The 22,358-nt window shown below is 41.1% G+C and carries 20 protein-coding genes and 2 pseudogenes; 4 read left to right on the top strand and 18 right to left on the bottom strand.

Features of this window, described 5'->3' with window-relative positions:
• Positions 1–2: 2 nt before the first annotated feature.
• From AK824_RS04010 to AK824_RS03975, 8 genes are all read right to left on the bottom strand, one after another.
• Positions 3–1,049: a glycosyltransferase family 2 protein gene (locus AK824_RS04010; RefSeq protein ID WP_057759006.1), complete on the bottom strand. Its 1,047-nt coding sequence runs from the start codon at positions 1,047–1,049 to the stop codon at positions 3–5.
• A complete protein-coding gene (locus AK824_RS04005; protein WP_057759004.1) occupies positions 1,046–2,128 on the bottom strand; it encodes a polysaccharide pyruvyl transferase family protein in 1,083 nt (360 codons plus the stop codon). Before AK824_RS04005 ends, AK824_RS04010 begins: the two co-directional genes overlap by 4 nt.
• Positions 2,129–2,140: 12 nt before the next feature.
• Positions 2,141–3,331 carry a hypothetical protein gene (locus AK824_RS04000; protein ID WP_057759002.1) on the bottom strand — a complete coding sequence of 397 codons (1,191 nt, stop codon included), beginning with the start codon at positions 3,329–3,331 and terminating at the stop codon, positions 2,141–2,143.
• Complete coding sequence (locus tag AK824_RS03995) at positions 3,324–4,340, bottom strand: glycosyltransferase family 2 protein (RefSeq protein ID WP_057759000.1); 1,017 nt, start codon at positions 4,338–4,340, stop codon at positions 3,324–3,326. Before AK824_RS03995 ends, AK824_RS04000 begins: the two co-directional genes overlap by 8 nt.
• 69 nt (positions 4,341–4,409) lie before the next feature.
• Positions 4,410–5,726 carry a lipopolysaccharide biosynthesis protein gene (locus tag AK824_RS03990; protein ID WP_057758998.1) on the bottom strand — a complete coding sequence of 439 codons (1,317 nt, stop codon included), beginning with the start codon at positions 5,724–5,726 and terminating at the stop codon, positions 4,410–4,412.
• 142 nt (positions 5,727–5,868) lie between these two features.
• Positions 5,869–7,878: a polysaccharide biosynthesis protein gene (locus tag AK824_RS03985; protein ID WP_057758996.1), complete on the bottom strand. Its 2,010-nt coding sequence runs from the start codon at positions 7,876–7,878 to the stop codon at positions 5,869–5,871.
• Positions 7,879–7,936: 58 nt separating this feature from the next.
• On the bottom strand, positions 7,937–10,198 hold the full coding sequence (locus tag AK824_RS03980) for a polysaccharide biosynthesis tyrosine autokinase (protein ID WP_057758994.1): 2,262 nt from the start codon (positions 10,196–10,198) through the stop codon (positions 7,937–7,939).
• Positions 10,199–10,396: 198 nt separating this feature from the next.
• Entirely contained in the window at positions 10,397–11,443 is a 1,047-nt protein-coding gene (locus AK824_RS03975; RefSeq protein WP_227511199.1) for a polysaccharide biosynthesis/export family protein, read from the bottom strand.
• A gap of 629 nt (positions 11,444–12,072) precedes the next feature.
• On the opposite strand from AK824_RS03975, the gene rluB reads away from it, so the two are divergent.
• The gene (gene rluB / locus AK824_RS03970; RefSeq protein ID WP_057758992.1) at positions 12,073–12,999 is read left to right on the top strand and encodes a 23S rRNA pseudouridine(2605) synthase RluB; all 927 of its coding nucleotides are present in this window, start codon (positions 12,073–12,075) and stop codon (positions 12,997–12,999) included.
• Positions 13,000–13,154: 155 nt separating this feature from the next.
• Here rluB and AK824_RS03965 read toward each other — a convergent pair whose 3' ends face one another.
• The 3 genes from AK824_RS03965 to AK824_RS03955 form a co-directional block, all read right to left on the bottom strand.
• Positions 13,155–13,706: a hypothetical protein gene (locus AK824_RS03965; RefSeq protein WP_057758990.1), complete on the bottom strand. Its 552-nt coding sequence runs from the start codon at positions 13,704–13,706 to the stop codon at positions 13,155–13,157.
• A gap of 40 nt (positions 13,707–13,746) precedes the next feature.
• A complete protein-coding gene (locus AK824_RS03960; protein ID WP_057758988.1) occupies positions 13,747–14,427 on the bottom strand; it encodes a hypothetical protein in 681 nt (226 codons plus the stop codon).
• 173 nt (positions 14,428–14,600) lie between these two features.
• Complete coding sequence (locus AK824_RS03955) at positions 14,601–15,350, bottom strand: hypothetical protein (protein WP_227511198.1); 750 nt, start codon at positions 15,348–15,350, stop codon at positions 14,601–14,603.
• 225 nt (positions 15,351–15,575) lie between these two features.
• Between AK824_RS03955 and AK824_RS13395 the strand changes: the two are divergent.
• Positions 15,576–16,051 (top strand): annotated as a pseudogene (locus tag AK824_RS13395) (transposase); the annotation flags it as partial.
• Positions 16,052–16,399: 348 nt separating this feature from the next.
• Here the strand turns inward: AK824_RS13395 and AK824_RS13795 are convergent.
• Together AK824_RS13795 and AK824_RS03945 are read right to left on the bottom strand one after the other, a co-directional pair.
• Positions 16,400–16,723: a 4-fold beta flower protein gene (locus AK824_RS13795; protein WP_413772213.1), complete on the bottom strand. Its 324-nt coding sequence runs from the start codon at positions 16,721–16,723 to the stop codon at positions 16,400–16,402.
• Between the two features lie 190 nt (positions 16,724–16,913).
• Positions 16,914–17,615 carry a hypothetical protein gene (locus AK824_RS03945; RefSeq protein ID WP_057758982.1) on the bottom strand — a complete coding sequence of 234 codons (702 nt, stop codon included), beginning with the start codon at positions 17,613–17,615 and terminating at the stop codon, positions 16,914–16,916.
• Positions 17,616–17,725: 110 nt separating this feature from the next.
• Between AK824_RS03945 and AK824_RS03940 the strand changes: the two are divergent.
• Positions 17,726–17,911, top strand: a pseudogene (locus AK824_RS03940) (IS110 family transposase); the annotation flags it as partial.
• 182 nt (positions 17,912–18,093) lie between these two features.
• Here AK824_RS03940 and AK824_RS03935 read toward each other — a convergent pair.
• From AK824_RS03935 to AK824_RS13790, 3 genes are all read right to left on the bottom strand, one after another.
• Positions 18,094–18,873 carry a hypothetical protein gene (locus tag AK824_RS03935; RefSeq protein ID WP_057758978.1) on the bottom strand — a complete coding sequence of 260 codons (780 nt, stop codon included), beginning with the start codon at positions 18,871–18,873 and terminating at the stop codon, positions 18,094–18,096.
• Positions 18,874–19,289: 416 nt separating this feature from the next.
• Positions 19,290–19,640: an apurinic/apyrimidinic endonuclease family protein gene (locus AK824_RS03930; protein WP_057758976.1), complete on the bottom strand. Its 351-nt coding sequence runs from the start codon at positions 19,638–19,640 to the stop codon at positions 19,290–19,292.
• A complete protein-coding gene (locus AK824_RS13790; RefSeq protein ID WP_413772212.1) occupies positions 19,591–19,752 on the bottom strand; it encodes a mannonate dehydratase in 162 nt (53 codons plus the stop codon). The genes AK824_RS03930 and AK824_RS13790 overlap by 50 nt, the downstream gene beginning before the upstream one ends.
• Before the next feature lie 39 nt (positions 19,753–19,791).
• On the opposite strand from AK824_RS13790, the gene AK824_RS03925 reads away from it, so the two are divergent.
• Positions 19,792–20,394 carry a LysE/ArgO family amino acid transporter gene (locus AK824_RS03925; RefSeq protein WP_057758974.1) on the top strand — a complete coding sequence of 201 codons (603 nt, stop codon included), beginning with the start codon at positions 19,792–19,794 and terminating at the stop codon, positions 20,392–20,394.
• A 116-nt stretch (positions 20,395–20,510) separates the two neighbouring features.
• On the opposite strand, the gene AK824_RS03920 is transcribed toward AK824_RS03925, so the two are convergent.
• On the bottom strand, positions 20,511–21,152 hold the full coding sequence (locus AK824_RS03920; protein ID WP_082624565.1) for a MarC family protein: 642 nt from the start codon (positions 21,150–21,152) through the stop codon (positions 20,511–20,513).
• A gap of 310 nt (positions 21,153–21,462) precedes the next feature.
• The gene (gene nadC, locus AK824_RS03915) at positions 21,463–22,323 is read right to left on the bottom strand and encodes a carboxylating nicotinate-nucleotide diphosphorylase (protein ID WP_057758973.1); all 861 of its coding nucleotides are present in this window, start codon (positions 22,321–22,323) and stop codon (positions 21,463–21,465) included.
• Positions 22,324–22,358 lie beyond the last annotated feature (35 nt).

Raw genomic sequence — 22,358 nt, 5'->3', positions numbered from 1 at the left:
ATTTACCTTTTAAGAAACATAAAGCCAACTTTGCTTCTCTTAACTATTTCCAATTTGCTTCCTTTTAAACTTGTTTCTCTCTCTAGTGCTTTACGAAGCACCTGCATTATAGGTAGCGCGATTTGGCTTGGCATACGTGCTATATTGCTGATCACTATATTTCTTAACGTCAAATTGTTCTGATAACCTTTTAATCGTAGCGCTTTATCTGCTTTTTTAGCTTGTGCTAATGCCCTTATTAAATACTCATTATCTATACGGGTGAGAATGCTCCAATGACTCTGTCTGGTCTTATCGGCAAGTATTTTTTTAACGTCATCCGCTTGATAGTCTTCTACTAGACTCATGACTTGTGAATGAATAATAAATAGGTCTAATAGCTTTTTATCTGTTGAACCCGTAATCGACGTGCCTCGCTGTCTATACAGGTAAAAATTAATAGGCAACTGATATCTAACCTTAGTAGATAAGCCAAGATGCCAATGGAAAGGCCAATCCTCGTAATACAAACCCACTGGAAAACTTAAAGCAGCTGCTTGCACGACACTGGATTTAATAAATTTTAGCCACGCAAAATGCGGTAGGCTGAAATACGAATCTTCTATCTTGGTTGTCTCGGATACCAAGCTAGCAGCTGGATACGGTAGTTCATTCTCTGCTGCTCCCTCTCTAAACGGTGCAAAACCATATGTCACTACTTCTGCATTGGTAGTAAGAGCACAATCTACACAAGCTGCCACTAAGCGAGTATCTACAATGTCGTCAGAATCAACAAACATCATATAGTCGCCTATCGCAGAATTAATGCCAGTATTGCGAGCAGCAGAAAGACCGCTGTTTTTATTATGTTGAATGACTCTTATACGCTTATCTGTGAGATGTAAGGCAAGCGCTTGTTTTGAATTATCAGTAGAGCAATCTTCAACGACAATAATTTCAATATTTTTATACGTTTGCTGCTTGATAGATTCTAAGCACGCGTCGATATATAACGCGACGTTGTATACTGGCACGATAATGCTCACCAATGGCTCTGCTAGGCTAGTCATGTAATCACCACCGATTTTTCTAACTCATGGTATTCATTGATATGAACGGGTGACTCAGTCATGGTGCCATGAGACAGGGATAGCAGTTTGTCGATATGTTTCGAAATCTCAGCAACCTCATCTAATTCTAAAAACACAAGTCTTGGATGATTACGTAACCAGTCTGATTGCGTTTGCCTTATCTTATGATTGGAGTTCGGCAATACCAAGCAAGGTGTACCCGATAGTAAACATAAAATCATGCCATGTAGGCGGTCAGTCACGACCAATTTTGCAGCACGAAACTGGCTAAGCTTGTCAGTCAGTAATTTTTTGCAATGTGCTTCGTCCAATTGAGAGCCGCCAGCATGGGTATCTGTCTTTTCAATATAATAGCCAGTATCTGCTAAGGCTTTATCTATAAAACCGTATTGTTCAGTGGAGAGAGCTGCTTCCTTGTCATCTCGTAAGCATCGCAGAATAGTTGAAGACTCTACGTCATTTGTCGTCCCAAGTATTGCTGCGTTTGCACTCATAACGATATCTGGCACAAGACCAACATGGACATTGCTATACTCGGCAAAAATCTTGATAAGTTTGGTCGCTGTCATCGACTCTCTAGCGAAAATGTGTATATCTGGATGCTTGGCGTAGACGTTTACGATACGATGCAATGCTCGTTTAGACTTAGCAGAATCACTCCAATCCAAGGTCTGAGGAAAACATACAACGCGATTCTTAGGAAATGTATTGATAACTAATTGGCGCAGCTCCTCAATATCAGGATACGAGCTACCCATATTGCCTCCCCCAATAATAGTGACAATATCTCTGTGTTGTATTTGTTGTTTAATCGAATTAAGCACCAATCTGGTTTGACTAATAGGAACACTAACAACTTCATAATCAGTCGTCACATGTTGCAAGTATTGCTTTTGAGCATAAGAGATAGCGATATCACCAATATTGCCGTAGTCAGCCGCCAGAAAAATGAAGCATCGATTACTACTAGGTAAGGGCAAATCTCGCGCGCCCATATAAGTAACTAAGTGTTTTTTTAGTCTAAGTGGTATGAGCTTTTTTATGGCGGTAGTATTCATTTTGACACTCCCTTATTTATTTCTCATTAACATCTTTTTTACCCACATGCGACGCTTTGACCCAAAAGGAAATAACCCACTCAATTTTGGAGATGATTTACGTTTGAGTACTTTTTCAATGTACGGAAGCCACTCAAGACCCCTGCCCGTTTCAATTATTTCTTGACGAATTAGAGACCAGTCTATGCGTACAGCGTCACTTTTCAGAACCATGAACCTGAAAAGTGACGAATCTATCGGGGTGTCAAAACAAGCAGGATTATCAACACCTGCAAGTAAGAGATTCAGTCGAGTTCGTACACATTTTTCACAGTGACCGCAGTTTTTATCATGCTTATTGCCAGCCCAGCAGACACGTAGGTTTCGTATGCCTATAGACCAACTTGAAAGAATGATTAACTTCTCAGATCGACGAAACCCTGCACCATCATGAATAATTCTAAAATTACCACAGCTCAATAATGGATCTGTTATGGGATGCGATCCCCATGGAGTAAGTAATACATCATAAGAATCGCCACTACCGATGAGTCCAATTCCTGCATATCGTTTCAATCCACATAGAACGGAAGCAATGGCAGCCGCGTGATATTCCTCCCAATCGATAGACCATAATGCTCGAACATTTGTCTTAACGGGCAGTAGATCAACGTTAATATCAGAAAGTACTTGGGTCGCTATCTCCACAGCACTATTAAAACCTTCTGTATCATCTAAGGGTATATCAAAGCCATGCACAAAAACCCCTGCCTTAATATCTCGCGTGGCATATCCTGCTCTGCCTGTCGCATGACGATAAGCGGTAAATTGAGCATCCACGCCACCAGAAAATGCAGCAATCGCACTCTCTACTTGTAAGTCTTGATCTCTAATACGATCAACTTGTATATCAATCAAAAAATAACGCTCTGGCAACCATTTACTCCAGACATACTGTAGTTCTGTCAGATTGGCTAATAGCTCGTGGGACACACTGCCATGAACTCGAATAGCCGCACGTAGCTGCATCGCAGGCAACAATGTGGCTAACAAATAAGAGTCGCAATCGTCATCTTCCGGCATTGGTAGATTCATAGGATATGCAAACCACAACTCTTGCTCAGTGACACTTTCACCCATGGTTGTTTGTTGCAGCAAACAAGAACGAGTCTGTCCATTTTCGTCACTTTTTAAAGCCTGAGGAAACAAATCAATATTAAACATGTCTTTTTACCTTTGCTTTAGACCAAGACAGCTGCAAAAAAGCCAATGTCAACACATACCAACGTCGTGAAAAACATGAAATCAAAATACGAATACCGCGTGCTGGGTGCCGTTGATAGTAATGTGGCAAACAGTTCTGATAAACGAAAGACTGGCGTATTTTTATCAACTCCGCATGGCGTTTTCTCATCTGAATATGAGCCAAATTATTGAGTAAATATGGCAGCATATGCTCGATATAACTACGTGCGAAATCTGATAGCAGTATTTGCCTCTCAGTAGCACTGATAGACCAGTCATGTATCCTGACTCTAGCGTTATAGTCTGCTTCAATAGACTCTAGTAGCCCTGGCTTATATTGCAAACTCGTCATCGAAGTGGCATTTTCATAGTAGTTATATGGACAGTCGGGTATGACAGATAAATGGTTCGCTTTACCCAAGCACTCAATATTAAAAATACTGTCTTCACCAAGTTTTATGTCACAATTAAACCGTAAATCCGCTATCAGTCTTTTGCTATAAACCTTGGTAGTTACATACCAATATATATTTCTATTCTCTGTCACTCTCAGCTGTAGCATTTTAATGTCTTGCCGTGAATATTCTGCTGTAATGTTACGGCGCTCGAGCACATCGCCATCTAACATTATGCGATTATGACCAAACGCCAACATCTCAATATCCCGATTAACCGTTTGTGCAATGACAAAGTCAAAATACCAATCATCGATAGTGTCGTCCGCATCTATAAAAACGATGTAGTCGCCGATTGCGATATCAAGCCCAGTATTACGAGCATCTGCTACACCCCCATTTTTTTGATATTGCACCGTAATCCATGTCTTATCACTTTCCCACTTGTGCAATAACCTAGCAGTTTCATCATTAGAACCATCATCAATAATGATCAATTCAATCTCATGGTTCTTTTTTGCAACGTCAACACTACCAATACAACGATCAATAGTGGCAGCGGCATTAAACGCGGCGATAATAACTGAAATCATAGTGAGCCTCTTGAGTTGAGACTTCTAGTGCATATCCTTTGTGCCATTCAACGCAGTCAAAATACTTACCTACTGCGGCACTTCATGAACATGAACAAGACGCCGAAAAGCGACATAAATGATAGATAAACTAAGCAATACCCCAACAAATGAGAACAGAGCAATGGCTACCATATCCGACTCAAAAACGTAAAAACCTATATACAGCGCTGCAGCACGAAATATCACTGCAAACACTTCTCTAATCAAAAGAAAGCGTTGCAAACGTAATGCTGGCAATGCCGCAGTACTCGCACCTGATACCAAGCTGGTCAAAAGCCAAATAGAAAGCCACTGCGAATAACTACCTGCTAATGCCCACTCTGCGCCAAATACTAAAGAAAAAAGATAATCGCCAAAAACGAACACTGTACCGAAGGGAACAATACCAACCACCAATAGAATTACCGTTACTTTTAATAAAAATTGATAAGCCTCTGATGACTTTGCTGTGATCGCACGCGTAATCTTAGGATAAAAAACCTCTCCAACAGCTTGCCCTAATAACATCGCTGGTGCGCCGAGCACAAGAACAGCCAACGAATACTGCCCAGCAGAAGAAGCACTAAATAGTGATGCTAACAAGATGGTTGGTAGCCCTACTGAAGCAGCATTGAGCATACTTTGCGGCATGCGATATATGGCAAAGTCACGCTGCGATATAGCGGCGTTACGAATACCAACCGTGCCAAACCAGTCTCGGATATTTAATACACCAATCCTAGGCACCCGAAGCATCTGCATCATAAAATTCGTAAGCTGTCCTGCTATCGTTAATAAAATAAGCAACATACCAGAGGGGGCCAATACGCCACCTATCAACTTACTGGTATCTGTCACAAGCTTGCTCTCTACATAAGCACGAGCCTTGGCTTTAAACAAACCTACTCTGATAGCAGACTGATCAGCAACAGATAGAAACGCGCCGGCCAATAGCGTCAACGGTATGAGATACAACATGTATGGTGCACTTTCCATACCCGTCCATCGTGCCAAATAAACATTGCCGAAATAGACAGCGATAAACGCTATAGCTGCTATAAACAAACTGAGCAATACAGACAATCTGATAATGGCAGCGGCATCCTCGTCACTATCAGGCATCACAATGGCATTGGCATAACCCATGGTCGCAATCGGAGTAATAATACTGATGATTGCGGCAAATGCGGCAGCGATACCAAAATCTTCAGGACTATATAATCTGGTGAGAAACGGCATAAAGACCATAGCGATTGCCTGACCAGCAGCAATACCGCCTCCAACCATGGCCACATCTCTTACAAAGTGACTGGTTTTCAATCGACTGATTACGCTCTGTATCGATAAAAATACTTCAGAGGTCATTACTCATCATCCAATTTGGTATGTCACAGCATTTATATAAATCACCATATCCTAAACAATCTTACCAATAAGTGGTTTCATCATCTTTTCAATATTAACCTTGTCACCGCTATTTAATATCCTTACCTAGTAACACTACTACTCAACCAATCACCTCTAACTGCTCTACATCTTTCTTTGTGACATCAGCTTCATCACCTTCTCGATAGCCTTCAACGAAGGTCCTAAACTGTTCTTTCAACCACTCAGTATCGTGCCGCTTTGATCTTTCGATAAACTCAAACAAGATAGCTTCGATGTCTTCCAATGGAAAACTATGCTCCATTGCTTGCATAATGAGTGGATGAAACGTGGTCTCTATGTTGTCGGCACCAATGATTAACTCTTCATAGAGTTTTTCACCTGGTCTCAATCCAGTAAATACAATTTCGATATCACCATTAGGGTTGCTCGCATCTTTTAGCTCACACCCTGTCAGACGAATCATACGTTTTGCAAGATCCACAATTTTGACGGGTGCACCCATATCAAGTACAAATACTTCACCGCCGAACGCCATGGCCCCTGCTTGGATAACCAAACTGGCCGCTTCTGGTATGGTCATAAAGTAGCGCGTGATGTCTGGATGGGTGATGGTAATCGGACCACCCTGCTCAATTTGTCTGGTAAAAAGTGGCACTACGGAGCCTGATGAACCCAAGACATTGCCGAAACGCACCATACTAAAACACGTATGACTGTTGCTTTGGCTCAATCCTTGGCAGACAAGCTCAGCCAAGCGTTTAGAGGCTCCCATCACGTTGGTCGGTCGCACTGCTTTGTCAGTAGAGATCAATACAAATGTATCAACGTGAGCTTTTATTGCGGCACAGGCACAATGATAGGTACCTTTAGTATTGTTGATTGTGCCTTCAAATGGATTGGACTCGACAATCGGTACATGTTTGTATGCTGCAGCGTGATAAATCGTTTTTATATGGTATTTTTCGAATATATTGATTAATTTTTTTTCGTTAGCCACGCTTCCAATGATGCTAACAATCTCGATATCTTGATACTCAATATCACTAATGACATTACTAGCGATGAGGCTTCTAAGCTCTTGATCGATCGTGTACAAAGCATATTCAGACTGCTCGTATAACACCAAACATGCAGGTTTATTTTTCATGATTTGTCTGCATAACTCACTACCAATAGAGCCGCCTGCCCCTGTCACGAGTACGTTTTTACCCATAATGTTTTTTTGAAGCAGCTCAGCAACTGGTTCGACAGTCTCTCTTTCAAGCACATCTAATATATCAACCGGACGTATATGGCTGACTGTTACGATCTCATCAGCAAGCTCTCGTAAGCTCGGTAAATCTTTTAATTTGACAGAAACACCTGACAGGCTATCCATAATCTGTTTTTTACGACCACGGCTCATAGAAGGCATTGCCAAAATCACTTGCGCGACATTTAATTTTTCTATTAACCAAGGCAACGCATGAGCAGCATATATTTTTTTACCATGTAGATAAGCCCCTATCAGCTGCGGATCATCATCGATATATGCCACTACATTGTATTTATGAGAATGTCTCAAGCTCTCTAATAGCTCTCTACCAGCCGATCCTGCGCCATAAATAATCACGTTATCACAGCAACTATCTAGGCGACCTTGATTGTCTGGTTTCTGTAGTCGATTCAGTAACCCACGAATCATTAGCCGACTGTTCCACAACCAAATAAAGAATAAGAATAGGAATATGATTGGCGCTGAGCGCGGCATCATTGACATTGGGTTCACGTAAATGATGAACTGATAAACGATAATAAGTAATAAAAATAACTGTAATACTCGACCCATCGCCGCATCGAAAAATCCTCTGGAGGCGCCTCTATAAAAGCCAATCAAATATAAACTGACGACAGGTATCAATGCATAAAAAGCTAATACCGTAAAACCAGTTTGATCATCGACATAACCCTGACGCAATGCCAATGCCGCTACCAAGCAAAGGACAGCAACCGAAAAATCGATACCAAATAAGATAGAGCATTTCGCAAAGCGTGGTAAGGCTAATAAAAACAGCGTCATACGCTTCGACCATCGATTGAGATCGCTTGGCGTTTGATAAGCATTGTTAGACTCTGTTTTTATAAACATAAGATCCACCTACTTAAGTTATGACGCTCGTTTGCCATGGACAATGAACAGTCACTAACTATGAATTGTGTCCATAAGCATAATGGTAGTGATAGCTGTACCTATTCAGAATACTTTGCTGTATGTCATTTAAGATGATGCCATCGACTTGTACGTTTGCTTTACTCATCTGTTTGATGGCATAGACTAGCTGGCCTTCTACTGAATGATCAAATTTGGTAACGATCAGTACTTTGTCTGCGTGCTGTGCCAACACCATGGCGTCTGATGCAGCCAATATAGGAGGCGCATCAATAACGATATAGTCGTACTTCGTTTTGAGCGTTGCCATCAAATGATTAAACCTCTCTCCTATCAATAACGAAGTCGGATTATGCGACGGTCGTCCCCGCGATATAAGGTCAATATGCTCCATACCAGTCGGCTGAATAAAGCTTTCAAGGTTTAACTTAGCCATGTCGGTATCTAATCGAGGCTCATTAACTGTTAGAGAGCTATCTTTATCCTGCAGTAAGTAGTCTGTGAGACCACTGTCTGGACTCATACTAAACATTTTGTGCAGCTCTCCTAAACGCATATCTCCATCGATAATCAGCACTTTTTTATCAAGCTGTGCAAATACCTCAGATAAATTAGCCGTAATAAAAGATTTACCGACACCCGGGCTTTCTCCAGTGATTAATATGGTCTGAGCGGACTTTTCATCTGCCGCCTTCGTCGTCTTACCGAATAAAAGGTTTGTCCGTAAATTTTTAATTGCTTCATAGCTCAAGCCGTTGTGATCAACATGAGCAAGCATCCGACCTATATTTTTTTTGTTCCTACCTAGCTTAGATATCGAGGTCGAACGTGGAATCGTTGCAATAACAGGAACTCCCGTTTTAGACTCTAGATGTTCTGGGTCTTTTACAACATTTCTAATTAAGTTTCTGATTAGAACCAGCATTACCCCCAGTACAGTACCTACGAGTAGCGCCAGCAGCATAATTTGGAATTTGTTTGGCGCAATGGCATCGAAGGTATTGGTCGGTCTATCTAGTATACGGGCATAACCAACCTGACCAGCTCTAACGATTTTTAGTTGCTCATAGTTTTTGAGCAGCGTGAGGTAAATCTCTCTATTAATGGCTGTATCTTCCGATAACTTTAAGAACTCTCGCTGTATTTCAGGCAGTCCTGCAACGGTGCTACCTATCGCTCCTATTCGACTGTTGAGGACTTTTAGTTGCTCATTTATCTGGATGACGAGTGGGTGTTCATTGGTATAGTAAGTCGTTAGATCTGCTCTCTTTAATTTGAGATCATTGAGCTGCTCATCGATTCGAGACTTTTCATTCAACAACAGCTCAGCTTCCTTACCTACATCGATGGTGCCGTGCTTTTTACGAAACTCATTGAACTGAGCTTCAGAGGCATCTAATTTTTCTTTTAATGCTGGAATCTGTGTTTCCATGAAAGCCAATGTTTTGGTCGTTTCTTCCGTACCACGAGATTGGTTTTGATCGATATAAGACTGGACTATTTGATCAAGTGTGGTCGTGATTTGCTGTTGGTTTGTACCTGTCATCGACAGCTGAATAATGTTGGTTTTATCGCCTTTTTCTTCCACAGACAAGGCGCTGTTAATCGCGTCTGTCGTGGTCTTTAAGGTCTGCTGAGTGACGCCAATAGGATAACCGTCTGCAGGTAGCTCAGTCACTGTAATATTAATCTCACCGTTTACCCCATTGAACTGATGCGGCTGACCCAATTGTCCTTTGAAATCATCTAATCCATTGCTCAGGACAAATCCTGTGTCAGACTGTGATAGCGTAAAAGATTGGTTTAAATATGCTGGTGACACATCGAACTGATTAATTTGAACCGAACCGTTTTTTGTGCTCAAAGACACACCATCATTTGTGTTCAACTGAGTGTTAATGCGGTCGTTTGTTATTTTATCGAGATAGCCAATATTAGGATCGGTCAGTTTGATGTCTAGATGTAGCATATCGACGACTGGCTCTAGTATCATCCGAGACCGTATGAGCTCGGCTTCTGCCTCAGCTTTGCTCACTTCTTCTCCGACCAACTCTGAGATGTTTGCACCAAGCGCATCGACTCCTTGGGAGTTTTCTTCAATTTGAATCAGCGCATCAGACTTGAAGGTCGGATTAATATAACGTGTATAGAAAAATCCTATTAAGAGTCCGATTGCTGCCATAAGCGCTATGACTTTCCAGCCACGCAACAAAACCAAAACCAGCGCCGTTAAGTCGATGTTGTCATTGTCGTTGTCACCCTTAGGTGTCGATAGGTCTTTTGAATCTATATTATTCATAACCATATACCCATTATTCAATGTTAATCGCTTAATAGCTTTCGCTTAGCTTCAAGTCCCTAACTGCCCTTGACTGCAGTTAGATTACTCTCTGCCTCATCGCACCTTATAAAATCTATCACTCTACTTCCTATTCTTATTTCAATTAATCTCAGTATTGAAATTCGAAGCACATCCAGTATTTTCACTAGCTATCATTTATAACCCTGATATCACGTTGATGGCAGAGGTTGATGGTAGTATCGCGCTAATCACACGATTCCAGCGAGCCAAGCCTGTTGGATCCACATAAAGAATGTCATTGGCTTGCATGTCAAAGCGACTGGCTAATGCCAAGCTTGTGATACTCTGCATATCGACGTAATAAATATTGGTGTACTGGTACTTAGGGTTGTCGCGCACGATATATACTTTGGCTGCATTAGCCGTATTGGAATTTAGTCCATTTGACTCGCCCAATACATGCGCTAAGCTCAGCCCCTGTTCTGGAATCGCAACTGGCTCAATTTTGCCAAATTCACCCAATACGTAGACCTTATTGCGGCTTTGGCTATTGACGTGAATAGAGTCACCATTCCGCAGATAGATTTGATTGGCAGACAGTCCCATTTTATGTAGTGACTGCACTCCTAAGCGATAGCTGTTGCCCTGACGATTTAGCACAATGTTATTTGAATCGCCTGTCTCAGTGGTACCACCTGCCATAGAGATAGCCCCATATACCGACACTGGCACATCAGCAATAGCAAACTCACCAGACTGCTTCACCGCACCATCTACGAAAAACTTGCTGCCACGGTAATTGATGATTTTGACTTGAGGATCTGAGTACTTGAGATAACGTTGTAACTTGCTTTGCAACGTAGCGGTGAACTGCGGCACGCTCAGCCCACTGGCTTGAACTCTACCTATTAATGGAAACTGTATATACCCTTGTTGATCTACCGTTAAGCTAGCAGTTGACGCATTAATATCTGGATAATTGGTAAGGATGATATTCAGCACATCCCCTTTCGCAATGCCGTAATTGACTCGTCCAGAGGTTTTGATCAAATGAGAGAGATCTTGAGTCACAGTAGGCGGCGCTGTACGCGGTAAAGTTGCCAAACTTAAAGGCTGAATATGAAATTGAAGACCGTTTTCTGCAGTAAAGGTGCCAGATTCAGGAAGATTTCCTGACTGAAGTCCTGAGTTGATCGTACAGCCACTAAACAACCCCATTAGAAATAAGCAAAATATGCTCATTACCAAGAAGCGTTTGTGTACAAAAATGAAATATTTATTAACCATAACAGTTACTCATATTTATATTTGTGAATCAAACCAAGAAACCTCACCACAGCATTTATATTCGTAAAAAAGAATATATTTAATAAATATACACCTAAACTATATTCAGTGCAATAAATATAATCTGTCATAAAATAATTAAGTGACTATTTTGCAATTGCTTATCAAGCCCTTTATTTGCGGCTAATTACGAAAATTGATATCAACTTTTAGATTATTTAGCGATAAAAAAATGCAAGTGAAAACAGCTTCATCATAAATAAAATTTTTATTTTTAATTTGAAGAAATCTAACTTAATGAAGGCTTGTTTCGATTGCATTTATGATTGGAACTATCCTTTTAATGCCGAAGTAGTGTAAGTGTTTGTATCTATGTATTAACTTATATAGTTAGTCATTGAGAGTCTCCGAGTCTATATTTCGTATACGACTAATAAACTTTTATTGATTAGCATCATGTTTGTTTATGCATTAATAACCAGTAAGGTATTGGTTTACGTGCTAAATTTGTTAAAATAGCGTAGAATAGTCAATCCGATTTTTTACATTGAGAAATGTAAACCCACCGACTCAAGGATATTATGATGAAAGACGAAAAATTACAGAAAGCACTCGCCCGTATGGGACTTGGTTCACGCCGCCAAATGGAAGAAGTCATCAAATCTGGCCGCGTAACGGTTAATAACGGTCCTGCGACCATCGGTGATCGCGTCTCGCAAGGTGATGAGATTCGTGTTGATGGCCGTCAAATCAAATACACTTCTGAAAATGAGAAGCGTCGCCGTGTTATCGCTTACTACAAGCCTGAAGGCGAAGTTTGTTCGGCTAAAGATCCAGAAGGTCGCCCAACTGTTTTTGAACGCTTGCCAAAGCTAACGCATGACCGCTGGGTAATGGTTGGACGCTTGGACATCAACTCAACTGGCCTATTGTTATTTACTAATGATGGTGAAATGGCGCATCGCTTGATGCATCCATCTGGTGAAGTCACGCGTGAATATGCGGTACGTGTATTGGGTGAAGTAACGCCTGATATCGCCCGTGCATTGACTGCTGGCGTCATGCTAGAAGATGGCCTTGCCAAATTTGAAGACATCAAAGAAGGCGGCGGCGAAGGCGTCAACAAGTGGTATCACGTCCAGCTAAAAGAAGGCCGAAACCGCGAAGTACGTCGTTTATTTGAATCACAAGGTCTAAAAGTTAGTCGTCTATTACGTACACGCTATGGCACGATTGTTCTACCAAAAGAGCTACGTACTGGCCGTTTCTTAGAGCTTGATAAAAAAGAAATCAACACGTTGACGGATTTGGTCAGCTTACGCCCACGTTATGGCACGGGTCTACATGGCGCAGCCAAAGAAAAACAAGAACGTATCAGAAACAAGCCGCTTAAAGCGCGTCGCACTGACACTCGTAACGATAACCGCAATAGCAGCGCGAAACCTAAAAGTAGCGCTAGCCCTGCTAGCCGCGGTACACGCAACACCCGTGATCGCAATGATAAGCGCTAGTTAAATTGCTTTAACATTATTCTAAGTCTTAAATAGATTTGGGATAAACATAAAAAAGCGGTCAATGATAAATAGTCATTGACCGCTTTTTTTGTGTCTTTTTATAGGCTTCACAGTTTACAAGCGTCACAGTTGCTCAGTATAGATATAGCGGCTCAGCTATCGTGACTATTAATATAGTGCTTCATGACTCGCAGCTCTTGTAGCTGTTCCTCATCCATTTGCGCCAGTAATTTATCTAAACGCTGCTCGATATTATCTAAAACACTCTGCAATAACTCATTAGCTTCCAATCTCTTGTCGTTATTTCCATTCTTGGCATTTATATTTGTTAATTGGTAATGAGTAGCTAGCATTTCGGGTAACCGTGTTTGCAGCATTTTATTCAACACAAACTGCGCTTCTGTTATCGCTGGTGTCTTATGTTGAGCATGTAATGCTGCTTGATAAGCGTAATAGCTGCTTACTTTTTCATCGATACGTTTTAGCTGACGAAGTTGCTGCTCTGACAATGTTTTTAAGTGCTGTTTATTTAACGTTAACTGCTGCAAGCTTAATGTGGCTAATGACAAGGGCGCATCGTAATCCTGATACGTGAGCACGCCAGGTGAGATACCGACAGCTTTATGAAAAGCCTGCCAGCCTTTTCTACCTAGATAAAAGGTAGTGACGGTCGTTACAATACCGATGCCTATTAAGATACTCATATACGCTTGCTCTTTACCCTTTCACCATTCAACTTTGTATTTATAACTTAATATCTTTAGCGCTCACATTTTCACCAGTTGGGCTTTCAATCGCTTGGATATCTACATTACTGCTCGCATTTCTACTGGCAGTGCTAGTGCTATCGGGCTTTTGAAACTCTGTGTTGCTAGTAGGATTGTCAAAACGTTTTTGGAGATAGCGATTGGTCGCGAGTAGCTTTTGACCGTCTTGATGATATGACGCGTTGAGCAGGTCATCGAACTGTGTGTTAATTGTCTTAAGCACGTCTAACAAGGCTTCTTTGCCCGTGACATTAGAATGCTTAATTTTGGTAGTGTCAGCAAGCGCACTATCCGTCACATCTAAATCATGTAAGCGGCGATAGTCAGCCACTGCTTGTGGCACGTGCCTATCCATTAAGTTTTGAATCATAATATAAGTTTCGTTGACAGTATCTTTATCATCAATTTTGCCATCATTATTGGTATCGCCATACATGACACGCAGCTTTTCACCCTTTGTATTAATTTGCTCCAGAGCAGTTTTAACGTCGACAGGTAGGCTTTTTTCAGGTATATAACCCAGTTGCGGAATCGCCTTATATTCGAGCATTTTGGGTGCTGTGACTTTTTTAATGCCACGATAACCTAGATATAACCCAGCTGCTGGCAACAGCCCATACAAAACAAACATTACGAACATCGCAGTCATTTGGGTCATTATATTGTCCTTATTACTTATCAGAATGTCGTAGCTGATTTCTTATGGTTGTTATTATTAAACAAAAAAATAAGGCTCTATTAAAGCCCTATATTGTTATGCACCGGGTCGATTGTGTTTTTTGATAATACTTAACCTTTGCAAGTGTTCAAAAAAACATCATTAAAGAACATTTAATTTTGCGTACGGCTCTTAACATAACGATGGGTTGAGGCAAGGCGGTTCAAAACTGTCTGATGCAACTCATCCAATAACTCGTCAAGCTCATAGTCAATCTCTAAAAACAAATCTGTCAGCATATCACCGGCCGTCATCTTGCCCTGCACCATATTATTTTTGGTGCGATGCGGACTAAAGCGTTGTAGCTGCTCATAATGATGCAATGCCTCAGGGATACTTTCGGACACCAATTTATCGATGACGAACTGACGCTCATTATGCTGCTGCTGTTGCTGTTCGTTCAGCTCACTACTCCACTCACGGTAACGCTTTAGCTTACCGTTGATACGGTCTAGTATCGCAACGGCTTCAATAGGCATGGCATTTAGGGTGGCCTCATCAACCACATCAACAAGCTCAGTCATAATCGGACAACGTCCATGTTTGAGATACCACAAGGTATCTGGGTCAAAAGGCGGTCTATTGGTTGGGCGCATTTGAGCACGATTACTCAGATAGCGATCGGTCAAAGGCGTGGATGATTGGCTATCACTCACTTGTGCCAACGCATCACATATGCGGTTTACACGTTCAGGCGGAGTCAGTGTAGAACGCTCATGTACTGCGTGATTGCTATCACTCTTGGCAGCAGCATCCCGTTCATGATTGACACTCATCTCCTGAGCATTCTTTGCTGCCAATGTCGGTAGGTCATCTTGAGCTTGCCCAAATGACTGTAGCATTCTTGTCAAACTGACTACCATGACTTGCTCTGCCCCTCGTCTATTACACTCACATTGTGCGCATATTGCATACATTCATTCAATAGCGTATCTTAGCAGGTTTTTGCTGGCCTGCCAGTAAGCAAAATGTCACCATTCCTACTCTCGACTTTCACTCTTTAGATGCTAAGCGACCCATTTTTTATGTTAGATGTTAATTTCAGAATATCGGGAATTTCTTGAGACTTCGTCAAATTACTTAATTGAGTTTTTAAAGCTAAAACACGCTTTGTCAGTATCAAAAGTGAAGAGCAACAAGCCGTTTTATGTTTACATCGCATTAGGCAAGGCGCTATAAAAGACAGAACCGCACGTATCAATCGATTACGGGGGAAAAAGCTGTTGTAGCGACCGTTAATGACGCTAAGCATTTTAATACCAGCAGATCATTTGCTGCATGGATTGGTTTAGTTCCACGGCAATATTCAACAGGCGGAAAAGCGCACCTTGGGCGAATTAGCAAGCGCGGTGAAAAACATATTCGCACTTCACTTATTCATGGCGCACGAGCGGTTATTGCTAACTGTAAAAACAAAATCAACCGTACGAGTATGTGGGTAAAAGACCTTGTTGAACGACGAGGGTTCAAACGAGCCACTGTTGCGCTGGCCGCTAAAAACGCCCGTCTAATATGGGCACTATTACACTCAGAAAAAGAGTATCAAGCTAACTATGTGAAATGATTTTTTAAAGTAGTTAAACTAAAAGGTTAATACCACCGAGTCTGTGCATTAGCAATTGACGGTAACACCGAGAGCAAAAAAGCCTGTTTGATCGGGAAGAGATTATTAATTAATACTCTGTTTAACGAATGAGGCATTGCTCAAGCGCAAATCATCAGGGCGATAGCGTAACAAAGCTAATAAACGCCGAATGTAGAGCTACTGTCAGCTCTTCTTGTTGTCAGAAATGCTATTGCTTGACAAAGGGGAGTCCATGTAGCCTCGTTAAGCGGATAAAAATGGTTGGTTATAATCGCGAAGCGATGGCAAACTGTTATTTTTCCGTTTAAGCAACTTGTTATGCGTTGTTTACTGAGCTAGCCATTGTTGCCATGTTAGTTGAGACCAGCCACCAACAGGAGCTATAGGCCTCACTGGTCTAACGGGACGTACAGGCCTCACTGGTCTAACGGGACGTACAGATCTAACAGCTCGCACAGGCCTTATTGGGCGTACAGTTCCACGAATATCACTTATAGGACTCCACACAAGCGGTTTACCGTTTTGATCTAAGCAAGTTGCGACATCAATAGGCCCTAGCCAGTTTCCGGTCTCAGCAGACCAAGCATGATTATTTGAAATATAAGCAACCCAGTTCATATCAAGATCAAAGATATGTGCATCTAATCTCATCCAGCCAACTAGTTCACAATTTTGGTTAAAAAGCGGTTCCATAATTTTCCTTTTAATATAAACATTTAATAGATACAGGGACTTGCTGTATTAATATCAAGCCGATTAGCGGTAAACGCATAACGTCGCGCTCTGCGGCAAGTTTGAAGCGCAGCGGAAAATTTGTCTGGCAGCAGCGCCTTGTTATAAATTATTCCTCCACTGTCAGGTAAAGAGTCTCGCCGTTGTTGATTTGGGCATTAACTGTTGCCCCTTTACCCAATTCTTGTATTAGTTTGATTTTTGTTGCACCTTCATGAAAAGCAAACGAGTTGTATTCCTCTTCTGGAACAGAACCTAAATACTTTCCATCAATAAGAACTTTTAGTGGCCGGCTTGTTCTGTTAATTATCTGTGTAAAAGCTCCTGTATTTTGGAGTCCACTACCTACTTCAAAATCTGGCGAAAACCTTCCACGAACATTGCCTACTGTTCTTGGACGAGGAGGCTTTGGTTCTGGCTCGGGATCGGCAATTGGCTCTCCGGGATTTGGTGTGCTTGGATCAGTAACTCTAGCTATCCGATAAAAATATTCCTTCTCAAAACCATCAACCTCTATTTCATCCAAAAATCTATTTGCTCTCTCATTTTCGCTGAACAACATGAAAGCCCTAACGACAGATTCTATGTCATTGGGTTGAATTTGATCGGGCTTGTAGTCTAAAACCATTTCGGCAGCAGCTTCCACCATGTCAAATCCACTGCTGACCGATTTCTTGAAACTATTTGTGAAATTTGCTTTAGCTGCTTCAGAAAGCAAGTTTAGAGCATCTTCGTGACCCAAGTGATGATATTTAATTAGCGTTTCCCTATTGTCGCTTATCTTAACTTTATCTTTTAAAAATGTAGTCACAACATTCCTCCTTATGATTTATAACGAATGATATGGACTCCTCACTCAGCACATTTTTACCAATGTGCCATAGTGAAGTTGATTATAAGCTTCAAATATGAGGAGTCCATATGTCTGTAATTAAAGCTGTTGGCATTGATTTAGCCAAGTTAGTGTTTAGTATTCACGCTATTGATGAGCATGACAAGTGCAAATTTCGCAAAACTGTTAAACGAAACAACCTATTAGTTGAAATAGCTGAATTACCACCGTGTATTATTGGTATGGAAGCCTGCTCTGGCGCGCATTACTGGGCGATAGCGTAACAAAGCTAATAAACACCAAATGTAGAGCTGCTGTCAGATCTTCTTGTTGTTAGAAATGCTATTGCTTGACAAAGGGGAGTCCATGTAGCCCTAATAATATGCAAATAATTGTTGGATAAAATTAGCGGCGAAAGAGCAAAACCAACTGTTTTTTGTCCTTGTTTAACAGCTCATTATATTTTCTTTAAGTGTTTATCTATTAGATTGACAACTAAATTAGCTGAGGCTCCTTTAATTATTTTGTCTGAATCGTAGTGTTCTAAGCCTATTCCTGCAAATTTAAAAAAATCACTCAATAAAGGAGTATCACTATTAATGTTTTTTGAAACATGAAATAAAGCACCTCCACTCATTCCTTTAAGAGAATATGCCTTCTCTTTGTAGCCTTCCTTTTCATAATCAACCTTTTTATCATCGAAATGAGCAGAGATCTCACGTTCAGTTATGTTGGCAACTTCCATACCTATCAGTAAATAGTTAGCATTTGTCCACTTTAATCTACCATCTTCAAAGGTACTAATATCTTGAACAACATGATCTGTAGTAGCTTTAGTACGATGGTATTTTTGTTTTGCTTTCTTCTTAGGAAATCCTAGCCAACCTACTGCTTCGTCTTTAAAATCAGTAGTAATTTCCTTAGTATCTAAGTCAAAGTAATTTTTGTGCTCAAAAGGTCCAGTAGTACGACAAATAACCAAATCATTATCTCTATCTATCGTATAATCTTTGGATACCTCACCTAATGAAGTAAACCTACCATATGTTAACAAAAAACCAATATTTTTTAGCGTCGCCTCACATAATGGCAGAGCATGAGCTGCAAAAACACAAAAGTACTCATTATTTCTCTTGATGAATGTAGTTGTAGATGAAAAATCAAACCCGCCTAATTTATCTTTAATAAACAAAGGATGTACATGCCTTTGAGCCATTATTTTGAATTTTTCGTACATTTTGAATTCGCCTATGCAGCTTTGAAAACATAATAACTTTATCAGAGGACACTCTTCCTATTTTAGCGCGAAAACGTCCTTATTTTGTGAACTTCTATTATTAGCAAATAGTGTAAGTTATTAACAGTTATAAACATTATGCTTATATAAAAATTTAAAAAAGAGGAAAGTTTCCTCTTATTCTCAATAAGTTAATAACCACTCACTTAAACGACCATGATCAAGGCGCATTGGAATTGGCATCACTATGTCATGCATTTTTCCTCATTAAGTAATCCATCAATAGGCTAACCATATCATTATCGCAATCAAGGTTCTCATCTGCATAAAACGAGCCATTGTCCTCACGAACAACATTTCTTAAATGCACAAAGTGAATTTAAGACCCAAACTAAACAGCCATATCGACCAAATTGTTATCCGCGCGCGCCAAAGTTGTTCACGGTTGCCACCAGCTCAGCAACTTGTACCATTTCCTGTAAAAAAGCAGATAAATTTTCTCTAAGGCCTTGTTCACCTAGCTCTATAAATTCAGCAATTGCAGCCCTAATCGACTCATGTATATATGACCCTTCGCCACTAGGCGGCACTGCCATTGTGCTTTGTTCGATTAAATTAATTTGCGCGTCATTCATCGTGTTAAAATGAGCATACTCTTGCTCAATAAGCGTTTCACTATAGCTTTTTTTTAGCATCTGGGCGCGCAAGAAAAAAATGTCATACGCTACAAAATCGATCGAATCGAAATGCAGAATCTGTATGTTCAAGCACATAACCTAAGTTTGTGCATATCCAGTCAACAGCGGGCATAAAGTTATAACACACTGCACCAATGTCTACCTTACCAACATTTATTCTTGATTGTTTATAATTTTCTATCAGTTGTTGGTCATTACCGTTACGCGTTTTAATATCATTATGAATGCTCCCGATTATATTTCTGGTTTCCTACTTGGGCTATCTCTCATCATTGCTATTGGCTCTCAAAACGCCTTTGTACTCAAACAAGGTCTCAAACGCGAGCACATATTTTTTGTTTGTTTATTTTGTGCGGTGAGCGATGCGTTTTTAATATCAGGAGGTGTTGGTGGTTTTGGTGCAGTTACGGCTCGCTATCCTCACGTTATAGATATCGCAAAAATAGCAGGCGTTATATTTTTATTAGGATACGGCTTACAGAGTTTGTATGCCAGCGTACATGTGTCACATGCTTTGACTGTCGAAGGGCAAGTCGTCACTAGCTTAAAAAAAGCCTTGTTACTATGCTTTGGCTTTACTTGGCTAAACCCACACGTCTATCTAGACACCTTGGTACTCGTCGGCATGGTCTCTACGGGTGCAAGTAGTAAATTGACGTTTGCCGCAGGTGCAATTAGCGCTTCGTTCTTTTTCTTCTTTGCGCTTGGATATGGTGCGCGATTACTCAGACCTCTATTTGAGAAGCCTAAGGCATGGAACATACTGGATGCTTTGGTAGGGTTACTGATGCTGTATCTGGCGTGGCATTTGTATCAAAGCTGATAGAGGTATGACTGAGAAATGATAGATAAGCTGAGTGTTGAATAAACTGAATGACGTCGATATCCGCTAACCACTGTATAAATATATATGGTTAGCGGTAATATTGTATTGGTCATTTACATCAAGCTAGGAAAGAGCGTACGCAGTCCATTAACGATAATCTCGATAGAAACGGCGGCCAATAGCATACCCATGATTCGACTCATGATGTTCAAGCCAGTATCGCCTAGTAAGCGACTGATTCGACCTGCCGCCATCAATGCCAAATAGCAAAACAGACTGATGAATAAGCCAGCAATCAAGATGGCAGATACCTGCAAAATACCTGATACTTGTGAAGAATAAATGATAACTGTAGAGATACCACCAGGCCCAATCATCATCGGAATCGCAAGAGGAACCACGGCAGCTGCCATTGAAACTGGCGCATCTTTTACATGATCAACATCGAAGTTTTCTTGATCAGGTTTAACAGGATTACCCTCTCCATTCATCATATTTAGGGCAATTAAAAACACCAATATACCGCCTGCCAACTGGAACGAGCCGATAGAAATACCAAGGGTTTTTAACAGCGTCTCACCTGCAATCGTGAAAAAGCTGATGGTGATAAAAATGGTCAGACAAGCAACGCGCGCGACCTTGCGTCGATTGTTCATCGAATAGCCGCGAGTCAAATCTAAAAATAACGTCAATGCGCTAAATGGATTGATCAATACCATAAAGGCTAGGATTATCTTGATAATTTCAGTATTCACTGAGCGCTCGCTTGTCTATTGATACTGCTTGTGCAAAAAGATAAATTCATCGTGCGAGTGCAACGATGACCCAATAGGCAACTAAAAATAGCATTGTAGCATAGGCAGATAAGCTAATAAAATCATTAACTTTGCGCCGTTACGCCTACATGTCACCTTAGTAAAGCTTCAGTGTAAAAACAAGCATTTAACAGATTATCAGCACAAGTAATTAATATAAATTACCATTGTATTAACTCGTTGATAGTCCTTTCGATAAAATCGAGCGCTTGTAGCACTATTAACCTTTAGCACGTCTGCACTTATGCACTTATGCACTAAAATCCAGCCCAATATCCAAGGCTGTAGTACTGTGCGTCAAATAACCCATCGCGATAAAATCAACCCCCGTACTTGCCGCCGCTTGTACCGTTTCAGGCGTAATACCACCTGAGGCTTCAGTCTTTGCTCGACCCTTACACATAGTAACCGCTTGCGACAATGTTTCAGGCGACATATTGTCCAATAGTACTAAACTCACACCTGCATCGAGCGCTTGCTTTAATTGCTCTAGTGTATCGACTTCGACCTCAATAGGAATCAGATGCCCAGCAAATTTCTGTGCTTGCTGAATGGCTGTTTTTATATCACCCGCAATGGCGATATGATTGTCTTTGATTAAAATCGCATCATCCAACCCCAAGCGATGATTACGTCCGCCGCCGCAGCGTACGGCGTATTTTTGTATAATACGTAAGCCTGGAATGGTCTTGCGTGTACAAGTAATCTGCGCAGGATATTGGGCCACGCTATCGACAATCTGACGGGTCGCTGTCGCAATACCGCTGAGATGGGTCATAAAGTTCAGTGCCGTGCGTTCTGCTGTCAATAAGTGACGCGCGTTACCTTTTACGGTCGCTAACACTGCGCCAGCCTCTACTGTTTCGCCATCCTGTACTTGTGCAATAAACTCAATTTGTGCATCGACTAAGGCAAAAGACAAACGTGCCAAATCGATACCACATATCACGCCTGCTTGCCGCGCCTTGATCTGTAGCTGCGCTTGCATATCGGCTGGGATAGTAGCTTGTGAGGTTACATCACCACGCCTACCCAAATCTTCAGTTAGTGCATTCTCAACCAATGGTTTAAGCAATACGTCATCCAATGCTGGCTCTTGTTCAATTGTCATCTTTGACCCTTATCTAGGCATGATATTGATAGAAA

Origin of the sequence: Psychrobacter sp. P11G3, assembly GCF_001435845.1 — a bacterium.
Lineage (GTDB): Bacteria > Pseudomonadota > Gammaproteobacteria > Pseudomonadales > Moraxellaceae > Psychrobacter.
This window is presented reverse-complemented; position numbering and strand designations above follow the sequence as displayed.

Excerpts from the sequence above, each read along its gene's own strand:
- AK824_RS04000 (WP_057759002.1), bottom strand. The coding sequence starts at position 3,331 with ATGTTTAATATTGATTTGTTTCCTCAGGCTTTAAAAAGTGACGAAAAT.
- AK824_RS03980 (WP_057758994.1), bottom strand. The coding sequence starts at position 10,198 with ATGAATAATATAGATTCAAAAGACCTATCGACACCTAAGGGTGACAAC.
- AK824_RS03960 (WP_057758988.1), bottom strand. The coding sequence starts at position 14,427 with ATGACCCAAATGACTGCGATGTTCGTAATGTTTGTTTTGTATGGGCTG.
- AK824_RS03955 (WP_227511198.1), bottom strand. The coding sequence starts at position 15,350 with ATGGTAGTCAGTTTGACAAGAATGCTACAGTCATTTGGGCAAGCTCAA.
- AK824_RS04010 (WP_057759006.1), bottom strand. The coding sequence starts at position 1,049 with ATGACTAGCCTAGCAGAGCCATTGGTGAGCATTATCGTGCCAGTATAC.
- AK824_RS03995 (WP_057759000.1), bottom strand. The coding sequence starts at position 4,340 with ATGATTTCAGTTATTATCGCCGCGTTTAATGCCGCTGCCACTATTGAT.
- AK824_RS03935 (WP_057758978.1), bottom strand. The coding sequence starts at position 18,873 with ATGTACGAAAAATTCAAAATAATGGCTCAAAGGCATGTACATCCTTTG.
- AK824_RS13795 (WP_413772213.1), bottom strand. The coding sequence starts at position 16,723 with ATGAGATTAGATGCACATATCTTTGATCTTGATATGAACTGGGTTGCT.
- rluB (WP_057758992.1), top strand. The coding sequence starts at position 12,073 with ATGAAAGACGAAAAATTACAGAAAGCACTCGCCCGTATGGGACTTGGT.
- nadC (WP_057758973.1), bottom strand. The coding sequence starts at position 22,323 with ATGACAATTGAACAAGAGCCAGCATTGGATGACGTATTGCTTAAACCA.
- AK824_RS03985 (WP_057758996.1), bottom strand. The coding sequence starts at position 7,878 with ATGTTTATAAAAACAGAGTCTAACAATGCTTATCAAACGCCAAGCGAT.
- AK824_RS03925 (WP_057758974.1), top strand. The coding sequence starts at position 19,792 with ATGAATGCTCCCGATTATATTTCTGGTTTCCTACTTGGGCTATCTCTC.
- AK824_RS03990 (WP_057758998.1), bottom strand. The coding sequence starts at position 5,726 with ATGACCTCTGAAGTATTTTTATCGATACAGAGCGTAATCAGTCGATTG.
- AK824_RS04005 (WP_057759004.1), bottom strand. The coding sequence starts at position 2,128 with ATGAATACTACCGCCATAAAAAAGCTCATACCACTTAGACTAAAAAAA.
- AK824_RS03965 (WP_057758990.1), bottom strand. The coding sequence starts at position 13,706 with ATGAGTATCTTAATAGGCATCGGTATTGTAACGACCGTCACTACCTTT.
- AK824_RS03975 (WP_227511199.1), bottom strand. The coding sequence starts at position 11,443 with ATGAGCATATTTTGCTTATTTCTAATGGGGTTGTTTAGTGGCTGTACG.